The sequence below is a fragment of the Kytococcus sedentarius genome (assembly GCF_041937525.1).
GTDB lineage: Bacteria > Actinomycetota > Actinomycetes > Actinomycetales > Dermatophilaceae > Kytococcus > Kytococcus sedentarius_A.
Genome location: NZ_CP169391.1, coordinates 2442866 through 2458635 on the forward strand (window position 1 = coordinate 2442866; position 15770 = coordinate 2458635).

Consider the following 15770-nt stretch of genomic DNA (forward strand, 5'->3'; position numbering starts at 1 on the left):
TCGGGATGGGTGGTGCAGGTCGGGTGCGTGGGGTCGGTGCAGGGTCAGTGCAGGGCCTCGACGATGCGGGCGAGCGTCACCGGCATGTCGGCATGGGCGCGGCGCTCCCGCTCGGCGGCCTGTTCGGTGGCGTGCTCACCCCATCGGTCGTCGAAGAAGCGGCGGCCGGCGCGGGTGAAGTGCCAGGTCTGGGTGAGGAGGGTGCCGTCCTCGGCCCCGGGCGCCAGGGAGAACCCCCACTCCACGTAGCCCTCGCCCACCTGCCACGCGAAGCGGCGGCCGGGCTCGGCGGCCACCACGGTGCTGGTGGTGGTCCACTGGCGGGTGGGGGTCTCGTTGTCGCCCTCGAAGGTGGCGCCCACGCCGGTCTGCGCCGGGTCGGTCCAGCGGCAGGTGCGGCAGGTGGGGCTCCACTGGCCGGTGCGGGTGACGTCGCTGACGAGGGCGTAGACCTCGTCCGGGGAGGCGGGGGCCCACACCGTGGCGCTGTGGAAGCGCTCCGGGTCGCCGTCGACACCGTGCTCCGCGGCCAGGGCGTCGATGCGGCGGGCCAGCCGGTGGTCGCGCCGGGTGACGGCCCCCACATCGTGGCTGTGGGTGGTCACGGTCACGCGCCCGAGGGCCAGGGTGACCTCGGGGTGGTGGTCCAGCTCCTGGGCCAGCTCGGCGATCCCGGCCACGAACGCGGCTCCCGTGGGGTGGTCGGCGGGGGCGAAGCTCGTCAGGAGCCGGCCATCGAGCTCCCGCCACTCGGCGGGGGCGCGGCGGGTCTGTGCGCTGTCCATCGCACCATTGTGGCGATTCTGGGGCCCGGGGTGGGGAGGCGGGCCCGGGGTCGATGGGGAGAGCGTTCCCAATTCTATACGGACTCTTTGGTTTCCGTGGCAGCGATGTTGAACGAGCGGCACGTAGAACTGGGAGCAGTCCAGCTCCGGGCCGCCGACGGCACGGACACCCGACACGAAGGATGAGTCCCATGAAGCGCTTCACCACCCTGCTGGCCGCCACCGCTGCCGCCACCTGCCTCTCCGCCGGAGCAGCTGGCGCGGTGCCGGCGCCGGTGCCCGCCGCCCAGGACGCGCCGGCCGGTGTCTCGGCGTTCGAGCCGGGCAAGCAGGGTCCCGAGGCCGCTGAGCAGAACGAGCGCCTCCTGCAGATGGCCCAGCAGGCCCGCCTGGCCGCGGCCACCCAGAGCTCCGGTGTGGAGAGCGCGACGGCGGTGACGCAGGCCGTGACCATCACCTACAACGACGACCGTGCGCCGCAGTTCGACGCGCTCATCGACCGTTCGGCGCAGATCTGGAACTCGTCCGTGAGCTCCATCAACCTGACCGATGCGGGTCAGGGCGCCCAGGCGAACATCACCTACACCGAGGGCAACGACCCCCGCGGGTCGTGGGCCATGACCTACTCGTTCGGCAACGGTGAGGTCTTCCTGGACTACGCCCAGTCCAACGAGTACGACGCCCAGCGCATCGTCACCCACGAGACCGGCCACATCCTCGGTCTCCCGGACAACTACGCCGGCCCGTGCAGCGAGCTGATGTCCGGTGGTGGCCCCGGCCCGTCGTGCACGAACACCTACCCGAACGCCCAGGAGATCGCCCAGGTGGAGGCCAACGCCTCCTACTACGGCTACACCGGGGCGCAGGACGCCGTCACCCGCTGACGCACAAGCAGTTTCGAGGCATTCACCCCGGGGGCGGCCACCGCTCCCGGGGTGAATGCTGGGCAAGAACTGACCAAACTCTGGGCATGGGCGGGTGTGCCCTTGAGGTGCGCAGCGGTACATCTTTCCTACGTCTGTTGGCCACCCAGGCCGGCAGGACTCCTCAGAAGGAAGTGTCGCCATGCGCCTCACACACACCCTGGCCGCCACGGCCGCTGCCGTCTGCTTCACCGCCACCTCCGCTGTCGCCGCACCCACGGGTGACGTCGCGGCCAAGGACGCCGTGCAGACCGGCACGCTCTCGACCTACGACCCGAGCAAGCAGACGGAACAGTCCGTGGAGCAGAACGACCGCCTGGTCTCGATGCTGCGCGAGGCGCGCCTGGAGGCGGGCACCCAGACCACCGGCAAGGCGCCGGTGAACGGCGTGCGCGCCGTCGTGACCATCACGTACAACGACGACCGGGCCCCGCAGTTCGACCGCTTGATCGACCGGTCGGCGCAGATCTGGAACAACGCCACGTACAACATCCAGCTGACGGAGGTCGGGTACGGCCAGCGTTCGAACATCCAGTACCACGAGGGCTACGACCAGCGCGGCTCGTACGCGATGACCTACTCGTTCGGCAACGGCTACGTGTTCCTGGACTACAACCAGGCCAACCAGTACGACCCGCAGCGGATCGTCACCCACGAGACCGGCCACATCCTGGGGCTGCCGGACAACTACTCGGGTCCCTGCAGCGAGCTGATGTCCGGTGGTGGCGCGGGCACGTCCTGCACCAACACCTACCCCAACGCCCGTGAGGCCGCCACGGTCGACCGCCTGGCCTCCTACTACGGCTACGCCTCCCTGGGGGCCACCCTGGAGAACTGATCCCAGGAGCAGCACCGCTGAGCGAGTGATGCGGGGCGGGGGCGTACGCAGAGGCGTGCGCCCCCGCCCCGCGTCTGTGCGCATCTGCTCGTCGTTCTTGGGGGCTGGGGGGATCTGTTCGTCGCTGTTCGGGCTGTGGAGCCAGTTTTTCCCCGTATAGCGACGACTGGATGGGGTGCCCCCTCATAGCGACGAATGGATGGGGTGAGCCGCCTCCGCCCGTCGCCCCGCCCCCGACGCACCTGCCCGGGGGCCGTTGTGCTGCATGTGTTCGTCGGTCTTGGGGTCCGCGGGGATCTGTTCGTCGCTGTTCGGGCTGTAGGGGCTGATTTTCCCCGTATAGCGACGAATGGATGGGGTGGCCCCTCAAAGCGACGAATGGATGGGGTGACGCCACCCCACACACACACACCACCGGGTGACCGCCGGGAGGGCAGCCACCCGGTGGGTGGGGGGGAGCGCTCAGCGCGCCAGGAGCGCTGCGGTCACAGGGTCGCCAGGGCCGCGTTGCGCAGCTGGCGGCCGTAGTGGCCCCGCATCGTCACCTTGTGCTCCAGGTTCTCGATGATCGCCGGGGCGAAGTCCGTCTCGTACAGGGCCTGGCAGGACCCGAGTCCGCCGGGGCTGAACACGTTCACCTCCATGAGCTTGTCGCCCACGATGTCCAGGCCCACCAGGAACATGCCGTCGGCCACGAGCTTCGGGCGCACGGCCTCGGCCAGCGCGTACATCTCGTCGGTGACCTCTACCTTCTCGGCCTTGCCACCGGCGGACATGTTGGACCGGATGTCGTCGCTCTGGCTGCGGCGCCGGAAGGCCGCCACGTTGCCGTTCACCGTCAGCGGCTGGCCGTTCATGAGGAACATGCGCACGTCGCCGTTCTTGGCCTCCTCCAGGAACTCCTGCACCACCACGTAGCCGTCGCGCGCGATGGCCTCGATGATCTGGTTCAGGTTGGGCGACTCGTCGTCGTTCACCACGAACACCCCGGACCCGCCGGAGCCCTGAAGCGGCTTGAGCACCGCCTTGCCACCCAGCTCCTTCACGAACTCCTCGATGCGGTCCTCGTCCCGGGAGATGAGCGTGCGGGGCCGCACCGCCTCGGGGAAGTGCTGGAAGTAGGCCTTCGAGAGCGCCTTGCTGAGGCTGCTGGGGTCGTTGACCACCAGCACACCGCTCTGGGCCATGAGCTCGCCGAAGGCGACACCGGCGTTGTTCGCCCACGCGCCGGACTCGCCCTCGTCGGCGGGGTCCGCGCGCAGCATCACCACGTCGAACTCGGACAGGGCGATCTGCTCCTCCTCCGTGGGCTTCTGCACGTCGGCGAGGTAGCGCTCCAGGGAGCGGTAGTTCTTGTCCTTGCCGCAGCGGGCGCGGGCCACCAGCGTGCCGTCCGGCTCGTAGCCGAAGTCGCCCATGCCCAGCACGTAGCTGTCGTGCCCCATCGAGGTGGAGGTCATGGCCAGGCGGGTGGTCGTGTAGACGGACTGCTCGGTCATCACGTCATTGACGACGTAGGCGATCTTCATGCGGGGTCCTTCGTGAGAGTGGTCAGATCTTCTGCTGCGGCGGCCTCGTCGAGGCGTTCGCGGGTACCGGGTGAGAGGAGCCACCGCGAGGTGATGCGGCTGGGGCGCAGGTGGCCACGGTCGTCGAGGTCCTGCACCAGGGGCAGGTCGCGCAGGGCGAACTTCCCCAGGAAGAGCAGGTCCAGCCGCCCACCCTCTCGCAGGTGCTCCAACAGGTCCACCAGGCCGCGCAGGTACATGGCGTCCTTGGTGTGTCCGCCGGAACGGTAGGCCCGCATCGTGGTGGTGAAGGCCGAGCCGGGCGGGACGCCCACGTCGAGCATCGCCTGGTAGGCCTCCCGGAAGGTGGCGCCGTTCAGCATGCGGTGCACGGTCAGCACGCGCAGGGCCAGCTGACGGAGTCGGAAGCTGGTCAGCCCGCCCACGGCGATCTCGGCCAGCACGGCGAGCCCCTCCTGGGTCTCGTCGTACCCGGCCAGGCCCGAGCCCAGGGTCTTCATCGGCTGTCCGACGCCGTTCACCTGGGTCACGAGGTGGGTCCCGACCTCGTGCATGAGCAGGGCCTGCACGCGCGGTGCGGGGATGTTGGCGTTGTTGCTGATGAGCAGGGTGTCACCCTCCACCAGCACGCCGGCCACGTCGGAGCGGACCTCGGCGTGGATGCTCACGTCGGGGTCGAGCTCGCGGTAGGCGTCGATCTCCTCCTGGGCGGCGGTGAGGAAGCCCTCGGCGTCCACCATGTCCGAGGCGCGGGAGGGCACCTCCAGGCGGTCCACCAGGTCCTCGGCGGTCTCCCGCAGGCTGGGCCCCACCGCGCCGTACAGCTCGGCGGACAGCTGCCGGAAGTCCTCGGTGCCGCGGGCCCGCAGCATGTCGATCTGCAGCGAGAGCTCCCGGCGCTTGCTCTGGAGGAGCTTGCCGACGGTGGAGTCCTCGACCTCCCCCAGGGGCACCTGGGCGATCTGCGCGGCCTGGATGGCGGGGTCGGTCTCCAGGTCGCGGTAGACGAAGGTGGGCTCCTCGTGGGTGCCCTCGATGAACCGTTCCTTCTCCTCGTCGGAGTTCACCGGCGTGATGTCGAGCAGGAAGCGCATGGAGTCCGACAGCATCGCCAGCGTGTGGTCCACTGCCAGGTCCGATGGGGTGAGCCCCTCCTGGGTGGGTGCGGTGTCCGTCACCGGGGCCCCACCTTCCGCAGGGCGTCCAGGACCGGCTCGTGCGTGGCGGCCAGGGCGTCACGCAGCTGGGCCACGTGGTCGTCCTGGGGCACGCCGGTCCACTCGTCCATGAAGGTCTTCTTGAACTCCAGGGCGAGGCAGAGTCCCGTGTCCGGGTAGCGCTCGTGCACGAACCACGCCAGGGCCCGCCCCTCGAACTTCACGTTCTCCCGGACGTCCAGCCGGTGCCCGGCGACCTCCTGGGCCTCCAGGGAACGCGTGAACGCCTCGACCACGGGGCGCCAGTGCTCGTCCACCGTGCCGGTGCCCAGGTTCACCTCCGGGTTGTCGGCCACGTCGGCGCCGGGGTCGTCCTCGCCGTCGCGGCGGTGGTTGTAGGAGTGCACGTCGTAGACCACGAACGGACCCCGCGCGGCGAGCTCGTCCAGGCGCTCGCCGAGCTCGGCGTAGAAGCGGTCGTACTGCGCGAGGCTGTTCTCCGTGGCCGTCGCGTCGAGCTCGCCGTCGGTCCAGATGTCCAGACCCCAGGCGTCCTCGGGGCGGCGGTAGACCGCCTCCTCGCGGAGGCGGTTCAGGTCCACCTCGAAGCGCGAGTGGTGCACCACCACCTGTGCAGCCGCCCCGGAGCCGATGCGGTCGGTGAAGGGGTCCTCCTCGCGGAGCCGCGTGTCCTCGTCCAGGCGCATGGCGGCCGCGGTGTCCTCGCGCAGCCCGTGGCCGCCATGGATGGAGGTGGCGACGAGTTGGCCGGACCAGTCACCCGAGAACCCGTGCGTGAGCGGTCGTGTCATGCCCTCGTGTCTACCCGAGCGGCCCACACCCGGGCCAGCCGAGTGCCACCGGACGTGGGGTGCATCACGTTCGGATGATGCGGGGGACGTGTCACCCGAGCGGCTTCGATGGAGGGCCGGCCCGTATACTTCGCTCAGCGCCCCTGCTGTGGCGCACACAACCTCCCGTGTTGCAGTGGCTCCCGTGGTGGCACCGATGGCGGGGGAGGCCGCCGCCCGACGTCCTGGAGGAGCGCACATGCTGATCGCCGTCGCCCTCCACTTCCTTGCCGCGCTGGCTGCCCCGCTGCTGGCGCCGCGCCTCGGACGGTGGATCTTCCCCCTCCTCGCCGTGGTGCCGGCCGGGACAGCCGTGTGGGCCTTGGCGCAGTCGACCGCAGCGCGCAGCGGCGCCCCGCCGTCCGAACGCCTCGAGTGGGTCCCCAGCCTCAACCTCGCCCTGGCCTTCCGGTTCGATCCCCTCGCGTGGTTGATGACGCTCGTGATCGGCGTGGTGGGGGCGCTGGTGCTCCTCTACTGCACCGGCTACTTCTCCGACGACGACGAGGGGCTGGGCCGGTTCGCCGCCTGCCTCACCGCGTTCGCCGGCGCCATGGTGGGTCTGGTCACCGCCGACGACGTGCTGCTGCTCTACATCTTCTGGGAGATCACCACCGTCCTGTCGTACCTGCTGATCGGGCACACCTCGCGCCTCAAGGCCAGCCGCGTGGCCGCCAGCCAGGCGCTGGTCGTCACCACCTTCGGCGGGTTGGCCATGCTGGTGGGCCTGGTGATGCTGGCCGAGCACGTCGGCAGCTACCGCCTCTCGGTGATCGTGGCCGAGCCGCCGGCCGCCACCACCACGGTCGCGGTGGCGGTGGGTCTGGTGCTGGTGGGTGCCATGAGCAAGTCGGCCCTGGTGCCCTTCCAGTTCTGGCTTCCCGGTGCCATGGCCGCGCCCACTCCCGTGAGCGCCTTCCTCCACGCGGCGGCCATGGTCAAGGCCGGTATCTACCTCATGGCGCGCATGGCGCCGGGCTTCGCCGATCTGCCCGTCTGGCAGTGGATGCTGGTCGTCGGTGGTGGGCTCACGATGCTGCTGGGGGCCTGGCGTGCCCTGCGCCAGACGGACCTCAAGCTGCTGCTGGCCCACGGCACCGTCAGCCAGCTCGGCTTCCTGGCCCTGCTGCTGGGCATCGGCAACGGGGACGCCGCCCTGGCGGGTGTGGCGCTGCTGCTGGCCCACGCCCTGTTCAAGTCCTCCCTGTTCCTGTCCGTCGGCGTCATCGACCACGCGACGGGCACCCGGGACGTGCGCCTGCTGTCGGGGCTCCGCCGCTCGATGCCGTGGACCTACTGGTCGTGCGTGCTGGCACTGGCCTCCATGGCCGGGCTGCCCCCGCTCTACGGCTTCGTGGCCAAGGAGGCCGCGATCGGCGCCCTGCAGCACGGCGGACCCGTTCCGGGCGGTGCGCTGTCCACCGCCGCCCTGGTGGTGGTCGTGATCGGCTCGGCGCTGACCTTCGCCTACAGCGCCCGCTTCCTGCTGGTGGGGCTCGGGGACCACGCACCGGGCATCCCGGACAAGCAGGCCCCCACCGTCCCCACCCCGGTGACCCGCCAGCCGGTGTGGGCCGTGGCCGTGCCCGTGGTGCTGGCGGTGGCCGGCCTGGTGATCGCCCCGTTCGCGGCGAGGCTGGAGCCCTGGCTCGCCGCGGCTGCCGGCCCGTGGCCGAAGACGCCGGAGCCTGCCCACCTGCTGTTCATCCCGTCCGTGGGGATCCCGCTGCTGCTCACCGCCGTGGTCATCGTCCTGGGCGTCCTGCTGGTGGTGGCCCGCGGCTCGGTCTCCGCCGTGCACCGTTCGCTGCCGCAGATGGTCTCCTCCGAGCGGGGCTATCGCTGGGCCATGCGGATGCTGGAGCGCGGCGCCAACGAGACCACCGGTTTCATCCAGCGGGGCTCGCTGGAGCTGAACCTGGCGCTGATCTTCAGCATGGTGGTGCTCCTGCCCGGCGCGGCGCTGGTCACGGGGGTCACCTGGCCGGGTGACGTCCGCCTCTTCGACAGCGCCGCCCAGCTGGCGGTCGCCCTCATCGTGGGTGGTGCGGCCATCGCCGCGGCCCGCTCCCGCCGGCGCCTGCGCGGAGTGTTCCTGGTGGGTGTCACCGGGTACGGCGTGGCCATGCTCTTCCTGCTGCACGGGGCGCCGGACCTGGCCCTCACACAGGTGCTCGTGGAGACGGTGTCCATCGCCGTCTTCGTGCTGGTGCTGCGCCGTCTGCCGGTGAAGTTCCGCGACTTCTCCACCCGTCTGGACCGCCGCCTGCGGTGGGCCCTGGGCATCGCCGTGGGGTCGGTCATGTGCCTGCTGGCCATGACGGCTGCCGCCGTCCGGGAGGCCCCTCCGGCCTCGCTCGTGCTGGCCGAGCGGGCCAAGACGTACGGCGGCGGCGAGAACATCGTCAACGTGATCCTGGTGGACATCCGCGCCTGGGACACGATGGGGGAGCTCTCCGTGGTGCTCGTGGCCGCCACCGGTGTGGCCAGCCTGGTCTTCCTGCGTTCCGAGCGCGCCAGCACCAGCTGGGAGCGCATCCGCAGTGCCCGCGGTCGCCGCCGCAGCCACGCCACGGCCTCCCCGGACGGCCGCCGCTGGATCCCCGATGCGGGGTCGCTGCCCTGGGGTGGGCGCTCGTTGATGCTGGAGGTCGCCACCCGCCTGATCTTCCACGTCATCATCGTCTGGTCGCTCTACCTGCTGCTCGCGGGGCACAACCACCCCGGTGGCGGATTCGCGGCCGGACTCGTGGCGGGGCTGGCGCTGCTGCTGCGCTACCTGGCCGGCGGACGGGCCGAGCTGGGTGCCGCGCTGCCGGTCGTCCCGGGCTGGCTGCTCGGAACGGGTCTGTTCCTCTCTGCCGGCACCGGGCTGCTCTCGATGCTGGTGGGTGGCCACGTCCTGCAGACCTGGATCTTCGACCTGCACCTGGGCCCCGTCGGTGACCTCCACGTGGTCACCTCCACGGCCTTCGACGTGGGTGTCTACCTGGTGGTCGTGGGTCTGCTGCTGGACATCTTCAGCTCGCTGGGTTCTGCCCTGGACCGCGACATCCACCACGACGACCAGCCCGCCGACCGCTCCGCCCGTCTGCTGGACGCCGAGTACGCGGACCACGAGGAGGCCTCCCGATGATCCCCAGCCTCACCCTCTGCCTGCTCGTGGGCGTGCTGTCGGCCTGCGGCGTGTACCTGTTCCTCTCACGCAGCCTGGTGCGGATCCTGTTCGGCATGCTGCTCATGGGCAACGCCATCAACCTGTTGTTCATGGTGGCCAGTGGCGAGCCGGGGCGTGCCCCCATCACCCGGCTCTACTCCGCGACCGAGATGAGCGACCCGCTGCCGCAGGCGATGGTGCTCACCGCCATCGTCATCAGCCTGGCCATGTCCGCCTTCGTGATGGCACTGGCCCACCGGTCGTGGCAGCTGAGCCACACCGACCTCGTCCAGGCCGACACCGAGAGTGCCCGCATCTCGCGGCGTGCGGAGGCCAACACCTACACCGACGAGGTGTTCAGCGAGGCCTCCACGGACGGCGAGGGCGACGACGAGGACGCAGAGGACGAGACGCGCCCGCAGGAGACCCGTGCCCGGCGCGAGGCCGAGGCCCAGCGGGCCGCGCGCGGTGAGGAGGGCACGGCATGACCCTGGGACTGACCCCCGACATGCTGGTGCCGCTGCCGGTGGTGGTGCCCCTCATCGCCGCCGGCATGACCCTGGTGGCCACGCGGCGCACCCGCACGCAGCGCCTCATCACCGTCAGCGCCCTGACGCTCACGGTGGCGGTGAGCGCCGCGCTGGTCTATCTCAGCGACACACGCGGCCCGCAGGTCGTGAACGTCGGTGGCTGGTCGCCCACGGAGGGCATCGTCCTCATCGCTGACCGGCTGGCCTCGCTGATGCTTCTGGTCAGTGTGGTGGTCACCCTGGCGGTGGTGCTGTTCTCCATCGGTGAGGGACGGTCGTCCTTCGACGAGGAGAGCGACGGCCAGGCCCCGTTGGCGATCTTCCACCCCACCCTGCTGGTGCTCTCGGCGGGAGTGTCCACGACCTTCCTCTCCGGCGACCTGTTCCACATGTACGTGGGCTTCGAGATGCTGCTGGCGGCCAGCTTCGTGCTGCTCACCCTGGGTGGCACGCGGGAGCGGGTGCGTGCCGGGGTGAACTACGTGGCGGTCAGCCTGGTCTCCTCGCTGGTCTTCCTCTCGGCCATCGCGCTGGTCTACGCCGCGGCAGGCACCGTGAACCTGGCGCACCTGGCCTACCGCCTGTCGTCGGTGGACGAGGACACCAAGCTGGCGCTGGAGCTGATGCTGCTGCTCGGCTTCGGCATCAAGGCCGCCGTCTTCCCGATGTCGGGTTGGCTCCCGGACTCCTACCCGACGGCCCCCGCATCGGTCACGGCCGTGTTCGCCGGCCTGCTCACCAAGGTGGGTGTGTACGCCATCATCCGCACCGAGGTGCTGCTCTTCCCGGACGACCGGGTGAGCCCCATGCTGCTGATCGCCGCCGCCCTGACGATGGTGGTGGGCATCCTGGGTGCGGTGGTGCAGGACGACATCAAACGAATGCTCAGCTTCACGCTGGTGAGCCACATCGGGTTCATGATCTTCGGCATCGCGCTGGGCGGGGAGCTGGGTCTCTCGGCGGCCATCTTCTACGTGGTCCACCACATCCTCATCCAGTCGTCGCTGTTCCTGGTGGCGGGCCTCATCGAGCGCCGTGGGGGGACCACCTCCACGATGCGGCTCGACCGGCTGGCGACCACCTCCCCCCTGGTGGCCATCCTGTTCTTCGTGCCGGCCATGAACCTGGGTGGCATCCCGCCGTTCTCCGGCTTCGTCGCCAAGGTGGGCCTCATCGAGGCCGGTGTGGCCGATGGGGGGTGGCTCGCCTACACGCTGGTGGCCGCCTCGGTGGTCACCTCGCTGCTGACCCTCTACGCGCTCTCGCGGACCTGGGCCCGTGCCTTCTGGCGTCCGCCGTTCAGTGAGGACGGGCGCCCGCTGCGCGACCTCCCGGACCCGGAGCGCGACGTCTCGCAGGCCCTGGTGCCGGGTGTGGTGACCCCGACGATCCTGCTGATCGGTGTGGGGCTGGGGCTCTCGGTCGCGGCCGGTCCGCTGTTCGCCTTCACCGACCGGGCGGCCTTCGACCTGTTGGAGACCGTGGTCTACACGCAGGCGATCTTCCCCGAGGGGGTGCCCGAGTGAAGTCCGCGAGCCTGAGCCGCACCATGCGGGACCGGGTCGACCTGCGCGCCATCGTGCTCCTGACGCTGGTGTGGGTGATGCTGTGGGGCTCCCTCGGCTGGCTCGACGTCATCGGCGGGGTGATCGTGGCGGTGCTCGTGTGCCTGTTCTTCCCGCTGCCGCGCCTGGAGGTGCCCATGGCGGTGCGCCCCGTGGCCCTTCTGCGTCTGGGCGCCCATTTCCTCTGGGACCTGTCGGTGGCCAGTGCCTCGGTGGCGTGGACGGTGTTCACGGCCCGTCGGCCCCCCAGCGGCACCATGTTCGAGGTGCCCCTGCGGTCCACCGACGAGCTGTTCGTGGCCACCACGGCGGGCATGACCACCCTGGTCCCGGGCAGTGTGGTGCTGGACATCGACCGGAGCGTGGGGACCCTCCTGGTGCACGGGTTTGCCGTCTACACCCCCGAGGAGCAGGAGGCCTTCCGTCACCGCGTGTGGCGCCAGGAGGAGCTGCTGCTGAAGGCCCTGGACCCCCACGCCGAGCAGGTGCTGTCCTGCGCGCCGGGTGAGCCCATCGAGGGGCAGTCGGCGCTCACCGGGCGGATTCGCAAGGGCGCGTCCGAGGAGGGGGAGGAGTGATGGTCGAGACGGTGATGATCTGGGTCGTGGGCATCGTGCTGGCGGTCTCCGGTGTGCTCACGGTGGCCCGCGTGGTCACCGGCCCCACCATGCTCGACCGCGTGGTGGCCCTGGAGGTGCTCATGGGCGTGCTCATCTGCTCGTTGGGCGTGGAGGCCGCCGTCCACCGGCACACCACCACCCTGCCCGTGCTCATCTCCCTGTCGCTCATCGGCTTCCTGGGGTCGGTGAGCGTGGCGCGCTTCGTGCGCAAGCAGGACGCCCCCGCCACGCAGGAGGTGGACCGGTGAACACCTTGCTGGACGTTCTGGACGTGGTGGGTCTGCTGTGCCTGCTGGGTGGTGCGGTGCTGTGCCTCTCGGCGGCCCTGGGGCTGTGGCGCTTCAACGACCTGTTCAGCCGGATGCACGCCGGCAGCAAGCCGCAGGTCCTGGGGGTGCTGCTGGTGGCCCTCGGCATCGGGCTGCGCACGCGCGATGCGGGGGACGTGGGAATGCTGCTGGTGCTGGCGGCCTGCCACCTGATCACGGTGCCCGTGGCGGCGCAGATGACCGGGCGGGCGGCGCTCCGCATCGGCCAGGCCGACTCGGAGGGGCCGGTGGTGCTGGCCTGGGAGGAGCGCATGGCCATGCTCGAGTCCCTTGAGGAGCAGGAGGACCGGCTCCAGGACGAGGACGCCGAGCAGGACCCCTGGCACGCCTGGCGTGAGCCCGAGCGGGACGACCAGGACGACGAGTGGGACGACGACGAGGAGCCTCGGTCCACCGACGACCAGGGAGCCGAGGGGTCACGCGGCGAGCAGCGCCACCCCGTCACCGGTGAGTGAGCCCTCGCGCCACGGACGCCCGGTGGCGGCCATGAGCAGCTCGAGGAGCCGACCCTGCACCTCGGGGCCCTCGCCGATGGTCACTGCCGCGTCCGTGGCCACCAGCCGCACCTGACGCAGCGCGGCGGGGGCTCCCCCCATCGCGACCGGGGTGGCCAGCTGGTACGCGAGCGCCTGCTGGACGGCCGGGATCGGGTAGAAGTGGCGGATGCCCAGCGGGCGGCGGATGTCCTCCCCGTGGGCGATCTCCTCCACCAGTCGGCTGGCCACGGGCGCCATCCACGTGGGCGGGCCGGAGGTGCGCCCGGCCCACGAGCGCAGGGCGTCGAGTGTGGCGGCCGGGGTGGGGCGTCGCTCGGCCTCGACGCCGGCCTGGTTCTGCCGGTCGAGGTCGCCGCGGGCGCGGACCATGCCCACCGTGATGCGCCAGGGCGTGGTGCGGGCGTTGTCGATGAGGTGGGAGGCCACGTCGTGCACCGTCCACCCGGGTGCCAGCGAGGGCGTGGCCCACTGCTCGGGGGTGAGGGTGGCGAGGTCGTCGATGAGGGCGCGCCGCTCGGCGTGCACCAGGCGCCACACGCCGTGGTCGGCCGGGCGGGTGGGCGCGCCACCCCTCATCGGCGGGGAGGGGCGGCGGCGGAGACGGGGCAGCTGCATGGGGCCAGTGTCGCGCAGGGGGCCGACAACCACGCCGGGGCCAGGGCCGGTCCCAGGCGACGTGCGCGGTCCCTCAGCGCAGGTGGCTGGCTCCGTTGAAGTCGACCACTGCGCCGGAGGCCCATTCGGCGCCCGGGTCGGCGAGGGCCACCACGGCGGCGGCGACCTCCTCGGGCCGTGCCACCCGGCCGAAGGGGCTCTGGGCGCGTAGGCCCTCGCCGGCCTCGGAGGCGAGCAGGTCGGCGGTCATGTCGGTCTCGATGAAGCCCGGGGCCAGCGTGGTGACGGCGATGCCGTGGCGGCCGAGCCGCACCGCCATCGACTGGCCGAAGGCGTGGAGCCCGGCCTTGCTGGCGCCGTAGGCGGGAATGTCCGGCTCGCCGCGGACGGCGCCGCGGCTGCCGATGTTGACGATGCGGCCGACCGGCACCCCATCGGCCGGTGGGGTGTCGATCATGTGGCGGGCGACCTGGTGGGTGAGGGCGGCGGGGCCGATGAGGTTGGTGGCCAGCGTCTGCTGCCAGATGGCCACCCAGTCGGTGTAGTCGGTGTCCTCCAGGGGGTGGTCGCCGCGGCGGCCGCGGCCCTCGTCGGGTGGGGTGGCCAGGGCGGCGTTGTTGACCAACACGTCGACGCGGCCGAGGTGGGCGATGGCGTCGGCGGCGAGGCGCGCCACCGCATCGGGGTCGGCGAGGTCTGTGGCCAGCACGGTGTGGCCCTCACCGGGCAGGGCCTCGCACACGGCGCGGGCGGCGGTCTCGTTGCGGTGGCAGTGGACGACCACGCGGTCGCCGCGCTCGGCGAAGGCGCGGGCAGTGGCGGCCCCGACACCGCGGGAGGAGCCGGTGACCAGGACGCCGCGGGAGGGTATGGGGGAGGAGGGGGCGCTCATCCCCTCATCCTCGGGGGAGGCGCGTCTCCGCGCGTGCACGGGCCGGCGACACGCCGGGTTGCGGTGGTCAGTCGCACGCCTGCAACGGCCCGCTGGCCCCCTCGCGCAGGGTGAAGGTCTCCCGATGGCCCGCGTCGTCGGTGAACGTCGCCGTGTCGCCCTCGATGTGCAGCTCACCCTGCTGGGAAGGGTTGTCCCACCCCTCGGGAGGGTTGCCCTGACCGTCGTCCAGCGCCCCGCCGTCACGGACGTACCAGCTGCCGTCGTGCTCCAGCTCGTGGATGCCGCAGTGGGTGGTCAGCGTGTACTCGTGCTCCGAGGGGGAGGCAAGCGACTGACACCCCGCCAGGCCGGCCGCCGCGATCACCAGGAGTCCCGCCATGCGTCTCATGGGTCCACTGTCGGCGTGGAGGGTCCTCGGTGCAATGGCCAGGTGCCTTCTGTGCGGAAACTGTGCAGGCGGCCCCGAGCCGGCGCGTGCTCAGCCGTCCGCTCCGGCCAGGTGCTCGGCCGCCGACTCCTCCAGGGCCGCGAGGGCCACCTGGGCGGCCCGGGTGTGCGCGCTGGAGTCCCGCTGCCAGACCACCACGCGCCGATGCGGGGTGGGGTCCACGAGCCGTCGCGCCACCACCCCCTCGGGCAGGCTGCGGGCCGCCAGGGCGGGGAAGGCGGTGACTCCCATGCCGGCGGCGACCAACCGGGTGGCTGCCACGTGGTCGTCGCAGCGGGCAGCCCAGGCGGGGGTGAATCCGGCCGCGCGGCACGCGTCCAGGAGGATCCCCAGGGTGGGACTGGCGGGGTAGACGACGTTGTCGATCCACGCCGCATCGGACAGCTGGCCAAGGCGCACCTCGGGCTGCGCCGCCAGGGGCGAGGACGCCGGGAGCACCACCACGAAGTCCTCACCGCCCAGGTCGTGGGCCGTGTGTCCCGCGGGCGGGTTGTCGGTGGCGGTCTGCGACTGGCTGCGGACGACCAGGTCCGGTGACCGTCGTCCCGGTCCCTCGTGGGGTTCGTTGATGCTGACCTCGAGCACCACGCCCGGCAGCTCCTCCTGCAACCGGCGGCCCAGCGGCGGGATCCACTCCTGGGCCACCGAGGCGAAGCAGCTGATCGCCAGCTCGTGGGTGCGGCCCTCCCGCAGGTCGGCCACCTTCGCCTCCAGGTGCTGCAGGGCCAGCAGGACGGCCTCACCCTCTTCGGCCAGCGCGATGCCGGCGGCGGTCGGGCGAATGCCGCGCCCCACCTTCTCGGTCAGGACGAGCTGGGTCTCCCGCTGGAGCAGCCGGACGTGCTGGCTCACGGCGGAGGGCGAATAGCCCAGGTGGCGGGCGGCGGCATGGAGGGAGCCGCTGGCCACGACGGCGCGCCAGATGCGCAGGCGGTGGGCGTCGAGCATGAGACGACTGTACGGCAGAAGTGCACGGTCCTGCATGAATCAACGCTTGTGCTGGACGGTTGCTGCCCGCAGTCTGGGAGCTC

General features: G+C 71.3%; 16 protein-coding genes. 8 read left to right on the plus strand and 8 right to left on the minus strand.

The window, feature by feature from the left end:
* Positions 1 to 44: 44 nt before the first annotated feature.
* On the minus strand, positions 45 to 785 hold the full coding sequence (locus ACEY2A_RS11500) for a 4a-hydroxytetrahydrobiopterin dehydratase (RefSeq protein WP_374928718.1): 741 nt from the start codon (positions 783 to 785) through the stop codon (positions 45 to 47).
* A 191-nt stretch (positions 786 to 976) separates the two neighbouring features.
* Between ACEY2A_RS11500 and ACEY2A_RS11505 the strand changes: the two genes are divergently transcribed.
* Positions 977 to 1669, plus strand: coding sequence for a snapalysin family zinc-dependent metalloprotease (locus tag ACEY2A_RS11505; protein ID WP_374928719.1), 693 nt, complete (start codon positions 977 to 979; stop codon positions 1667 to 1669).
* 181 nt (positions 1670 to 1850) lie between these two features.
* Positions 1851 to 2546, plus strand: a complete 696-nt coding sequence (locus tag ACEY2A_RS11510; RefSeq protein WP_374928720.1) for a snapalysin family zinc-dependent metalloprotease — start codon at positions 1851 to 1853, stop codon at positions 2544 to 2546.
* 485 nt (positions 2547 to 3031) lie between these two features.
* On the opposite strand, the gene ACEY2A_RS11515 is transcribed toward ACEY2A_RS11510, so the two are convergent.
* The 3 genes from ACEY2A_RS11515 to ACEY2A_RS11525 are packed head-to-tail and all read right to left on the minus strand — an operon-like array spanning position 3032 to position 6044.
* Positions 3032 to 4075: a glutathione synthase gene (locus ACEY2A_RS11515; protein WP_374928721.1), complete on the minus strand. Its 1044-nt coding sequence runs from the start codon at positions 4073 to 4075 to the stop codon at positions 3032 to 3034.
* The gene (locus ACEY2A_RS11520; RefSeq protein ID WP_374928722.1) at positions 4072 to 5253 is read right to left on the minus strand and encodes a flavohemoglobin expression-modulating QEGLA motif protein; all 1182 of its coding nucleotides are present in this window, start codon (positions 5251 to 5253) and stop codon (positions 4072 to 4074) included. Before ACEY2A_RS11520 ends, ACEY2A_RS11515 begins: the two co-directional genes overlap by 4 nt.
* Entirely contained in the window at positions 5250 to 6044 is a 795-nt protein-coding gene (locus ACEY2A_RS11525) for an N-formylglutamate amidohydrolase (protein WP_374928723.1), read from the minus strand. Before ACEY2A_RS11525 ends, ACEY2A_RS11520 begins: the two co-directional genes overlap by 4 nt.
* A gap of 238 nt (positions 6045 to 6282) precedes the next feature.
* On the opposite strand from ACEY2A_RS11525, the gene ACEY2A_RS11530 reads away from it, so the two are divergent.
* From ACEY2A_RS11530 to mnhG, 6 genes are read left to right on the plus strand one after another with little or no spacing between them, the layout of a single operon-like run.
* Entirely contained in the window at positions 6283 to 9219 is a 2937-nt protein-coding gene (locus ACEY2A_RS11530; protein ID WP_374928724.1) for a Na+/H+ antiporter subunit A, read from the plus strand.
* Positions 9216 to 9728 carry a Na(+)/H(+) antiporter subunit C gene (locus tag ACEY2A_RS11535; RefSeq protein ID WP_374928725.1) on the plus strand — a complete coding sequence of 171 codons (513 nt, stop codon included), beginning with the start codon at positions 9216 to 9218 and terminating at the stop codon, positions 9726 to 9728. The genes ACEY2A_RS11530 and ACEY2A_RS11535 overlap by 4 nt, the downstream gene beginning before the upstream one ends.
* A complete protein-coding gene (locus tag ACEY2A_RS11540) occupies positions 9725 to 11296 on the plus strand; it encodes a Na+/H+ antiporter subunit D (protein ID WP_374928726.1) in 1572 nt (523 codons plus the stop codon). The genes ACEY2A_RS11535 and ACEY2A_RS11540 overlap by 4 nt, the downstream gene beginning before the upstream one ends.
* The gene (locus ACEY2A_RS11545; protein WP_374928727.1) at positions 11293 to 11913 is read left to right on the plus strand and encodes a Na+/H+ antiporter subunit E; all 621 of its coding nucleotides are present in this window, start codon (positions 11293 to 11295) and stop codon (positions 11911 to 11913) included. Before ACEY2A_RS11540 ends, ACEY2A_RS11545 begins: the two co-directional genes overlap by 4 nt.
* Positions 11913 to 12203, plus strand: coding sequence for a monovalent cation/H+ antiporter complex subunit F (locus ACEY2A_RS11550; RefSeq protein ID WP_374928728.1), 291 nt, complete (start codon positions 11913 to 11915; stop codon positions 12201 to 12203). The genes ACEY2A_RS11545 and ACEY2A_RS11550 overlap by 1 nt, the downstream gene beginning before the upstream one ends.
* The gene (mnhG, locus tag ACEY2A_RS11555; RefSeq protein ID WP_374928729.1) at positions 12200 to 12739 is read left to right on the plus strand and encodes a monovalent cation/H(+) antiporter subunit G; all 540 of its coding nucleotides are present in this window, start codon (positions 12200 to 12202) and stop codon (positions 12737 to 12739) included. The genes ACEY2A_RS11550 and mnhG overlap by 4 nt, the downstream gene beginning before the upstream one ends.
* Here mnhG and ACEY2A_RS11560 read toward each other — a convergent pair.
* From ACEY2A_RS11560 to ACEY2A_RS11575, 4 genes are all read right to left on the minus strand, one after another.
* Complete coding sequence (locus ACEY2A_RS11560; RefSeq protein ID WP_374928730.1) at positions 12701 to 13396, minus strand: maleylpyruvate isomerase family mycothiol-dependent enzyme; 696 nt, start codon at positions 13394 to 13396, stop codon at positions 12701 to 12703. The two genes, mnhG and ACEY2A_RS11560, sit on opposite strands and share 39 nt — an antisense overlap.
* A gap of 73 nt (positions 13397 to 13469) precedes the next feature.
* The gene (locus ACEY2A_RS11565; protein ID WP_374928731.1) at positions 13470 to 14288 is read right to left on the minus strand and encodes an SDR family NAD(P)-dependent oxidoreductase; all 819 of its coding nucleotides are present in this window, start codon (positions 14286 to 14288) and stop codon (positions 13470 to 13472) included.
* 67 nt (positions 14289 to 14355) lie between these two features.
* On the minus strand, positions 14356 to 14679 hold the full coding sequence (locus tag ACEY2A_RS11570) for a hypothetical protein (RefSeq protein ID WP_374928732.1): 324 nt from the start codon (positions 14677 to 14679) through the stop codon (positions 14356 to 14358).
* A gap of 90 nt (positions 14680 to 14769) precedes the next feature.
* Positions 14770 to 15687 (minus strand): LysR family transcriptional regulator, encoded by a 918-nt coding sequence (locus tag ACEY2A_RS11575; RefSeq protein WP_374928733.1) that lies wholly within the window; start codon positions 15685 to 15687, stop codon positions 14770 to 14772.
* Between the last annotated feature and the right edge of the window lie 83 nt (positions 15688 to 15770).

What these genes read in the sequence shown, in the direction of transcription:
- ACEY2A_RS11510 (WP_374928720.1), top strand. Translation starts at nt 1,851, where the DNA reads ATGCGCCTCACACACACCCTGGCCGCCACGGCCGCTGCCGTCTGCTTC.
- ACEY2A_RS11570 (WP_374928732.1), bottom strand. Translation starts at nt 14,679, where the DNA reads ATGAGACGCATGGCGGGACTCCTGGTGATCGCGGCGGCCGGCCTGGCG.
- ACEY2A_RS11540 (WP_374928726.1), top strand. Translation starts at nt 9,725, where the DNA reads ATGACCCTGGGACTGACCCCCGACATGCTGGTGCCGCTGCCGGTGGTG.
- ACEY2A_RS11515 (WP_374928721.1), bottom strand. Translation starts at nt 4,075, where the DNA reads ATGAAGATCGCCTACGTCGTCAATGACGTGATGACCGAGCAGTCCGTC.
- ACEY2A_RS11525 (WP_374928723.1), bottom strand. Translation starts at nt 6,044, where the DNA reads ATGACACGACCGCTCACGCACGGGTTCTCGGGTGACTGGTCCGGCCAA.
- ACEY2A_RS11565 (WP_374928731.1), bottom strand. Translation starts at nt 14,288, where the DNA reads ATGAGCGCCCCCTCCTCCCCCATACCCTCCCGCGGCGTCCTGGTCACC.
- ACEY2A_RS11530 (WP_374928724.1), top strand. Translation starts at nt 6,283, where the DNA reads ATGCTGATCGCCGTCGCCCTCCACTTCCTTGCCGCGCTGGCTGCCCCG.
- ACEY2A_RS11575 (WP_374928733.1), bottom strand. Translation starts at nt 15,687, where the DNA reads ATGCTCGACGCCCACCGCCTGCGCATCTGGCGCGCCGTCGTGGCCAGC.
- ACEY2A_RS11550 (WP_374928728.1), top strand. Translation starts at nt 11,913, where the DNA reads ATGGTCGAGACGGTGATGATCTGGGTCGTGGGCATCGTGCTGGCGGTC.
- ACEY2A_RS11535 (WP_374928725.1), top strand. Translation starts at nt 9,216, where the DNA reads ATGATCCCCAGCCTCACCCTCTGCCTGCTCGTGGGCGTGCTGTCGGCC.
- ACEY2A_RS11560 (WP_374928730.1), bottom strand. Translation starts at nt 13,396, where the DNA reads ATGCAGCTGCCCCGTCTCCGCCGCCGCCCCTCCCCGCCGATGAGGGGT.
- ACEY2A_RS11500 (WP_374928718.1), bottom strand. Translation starts at nt 785, where the DNA reads ATGGACAGCGCACAGACCCGCCGCGCCCCCGCCGAGTGGCGGGAGCTC.
- ACEY2A_RS11505 (WP_374928719.1), top strand. Translation starts at nt 977, where the DNA reads ATGAAGCGCTTCACCACCCTGCTGGCCGCCACCGCTGCCGCCACCTGC.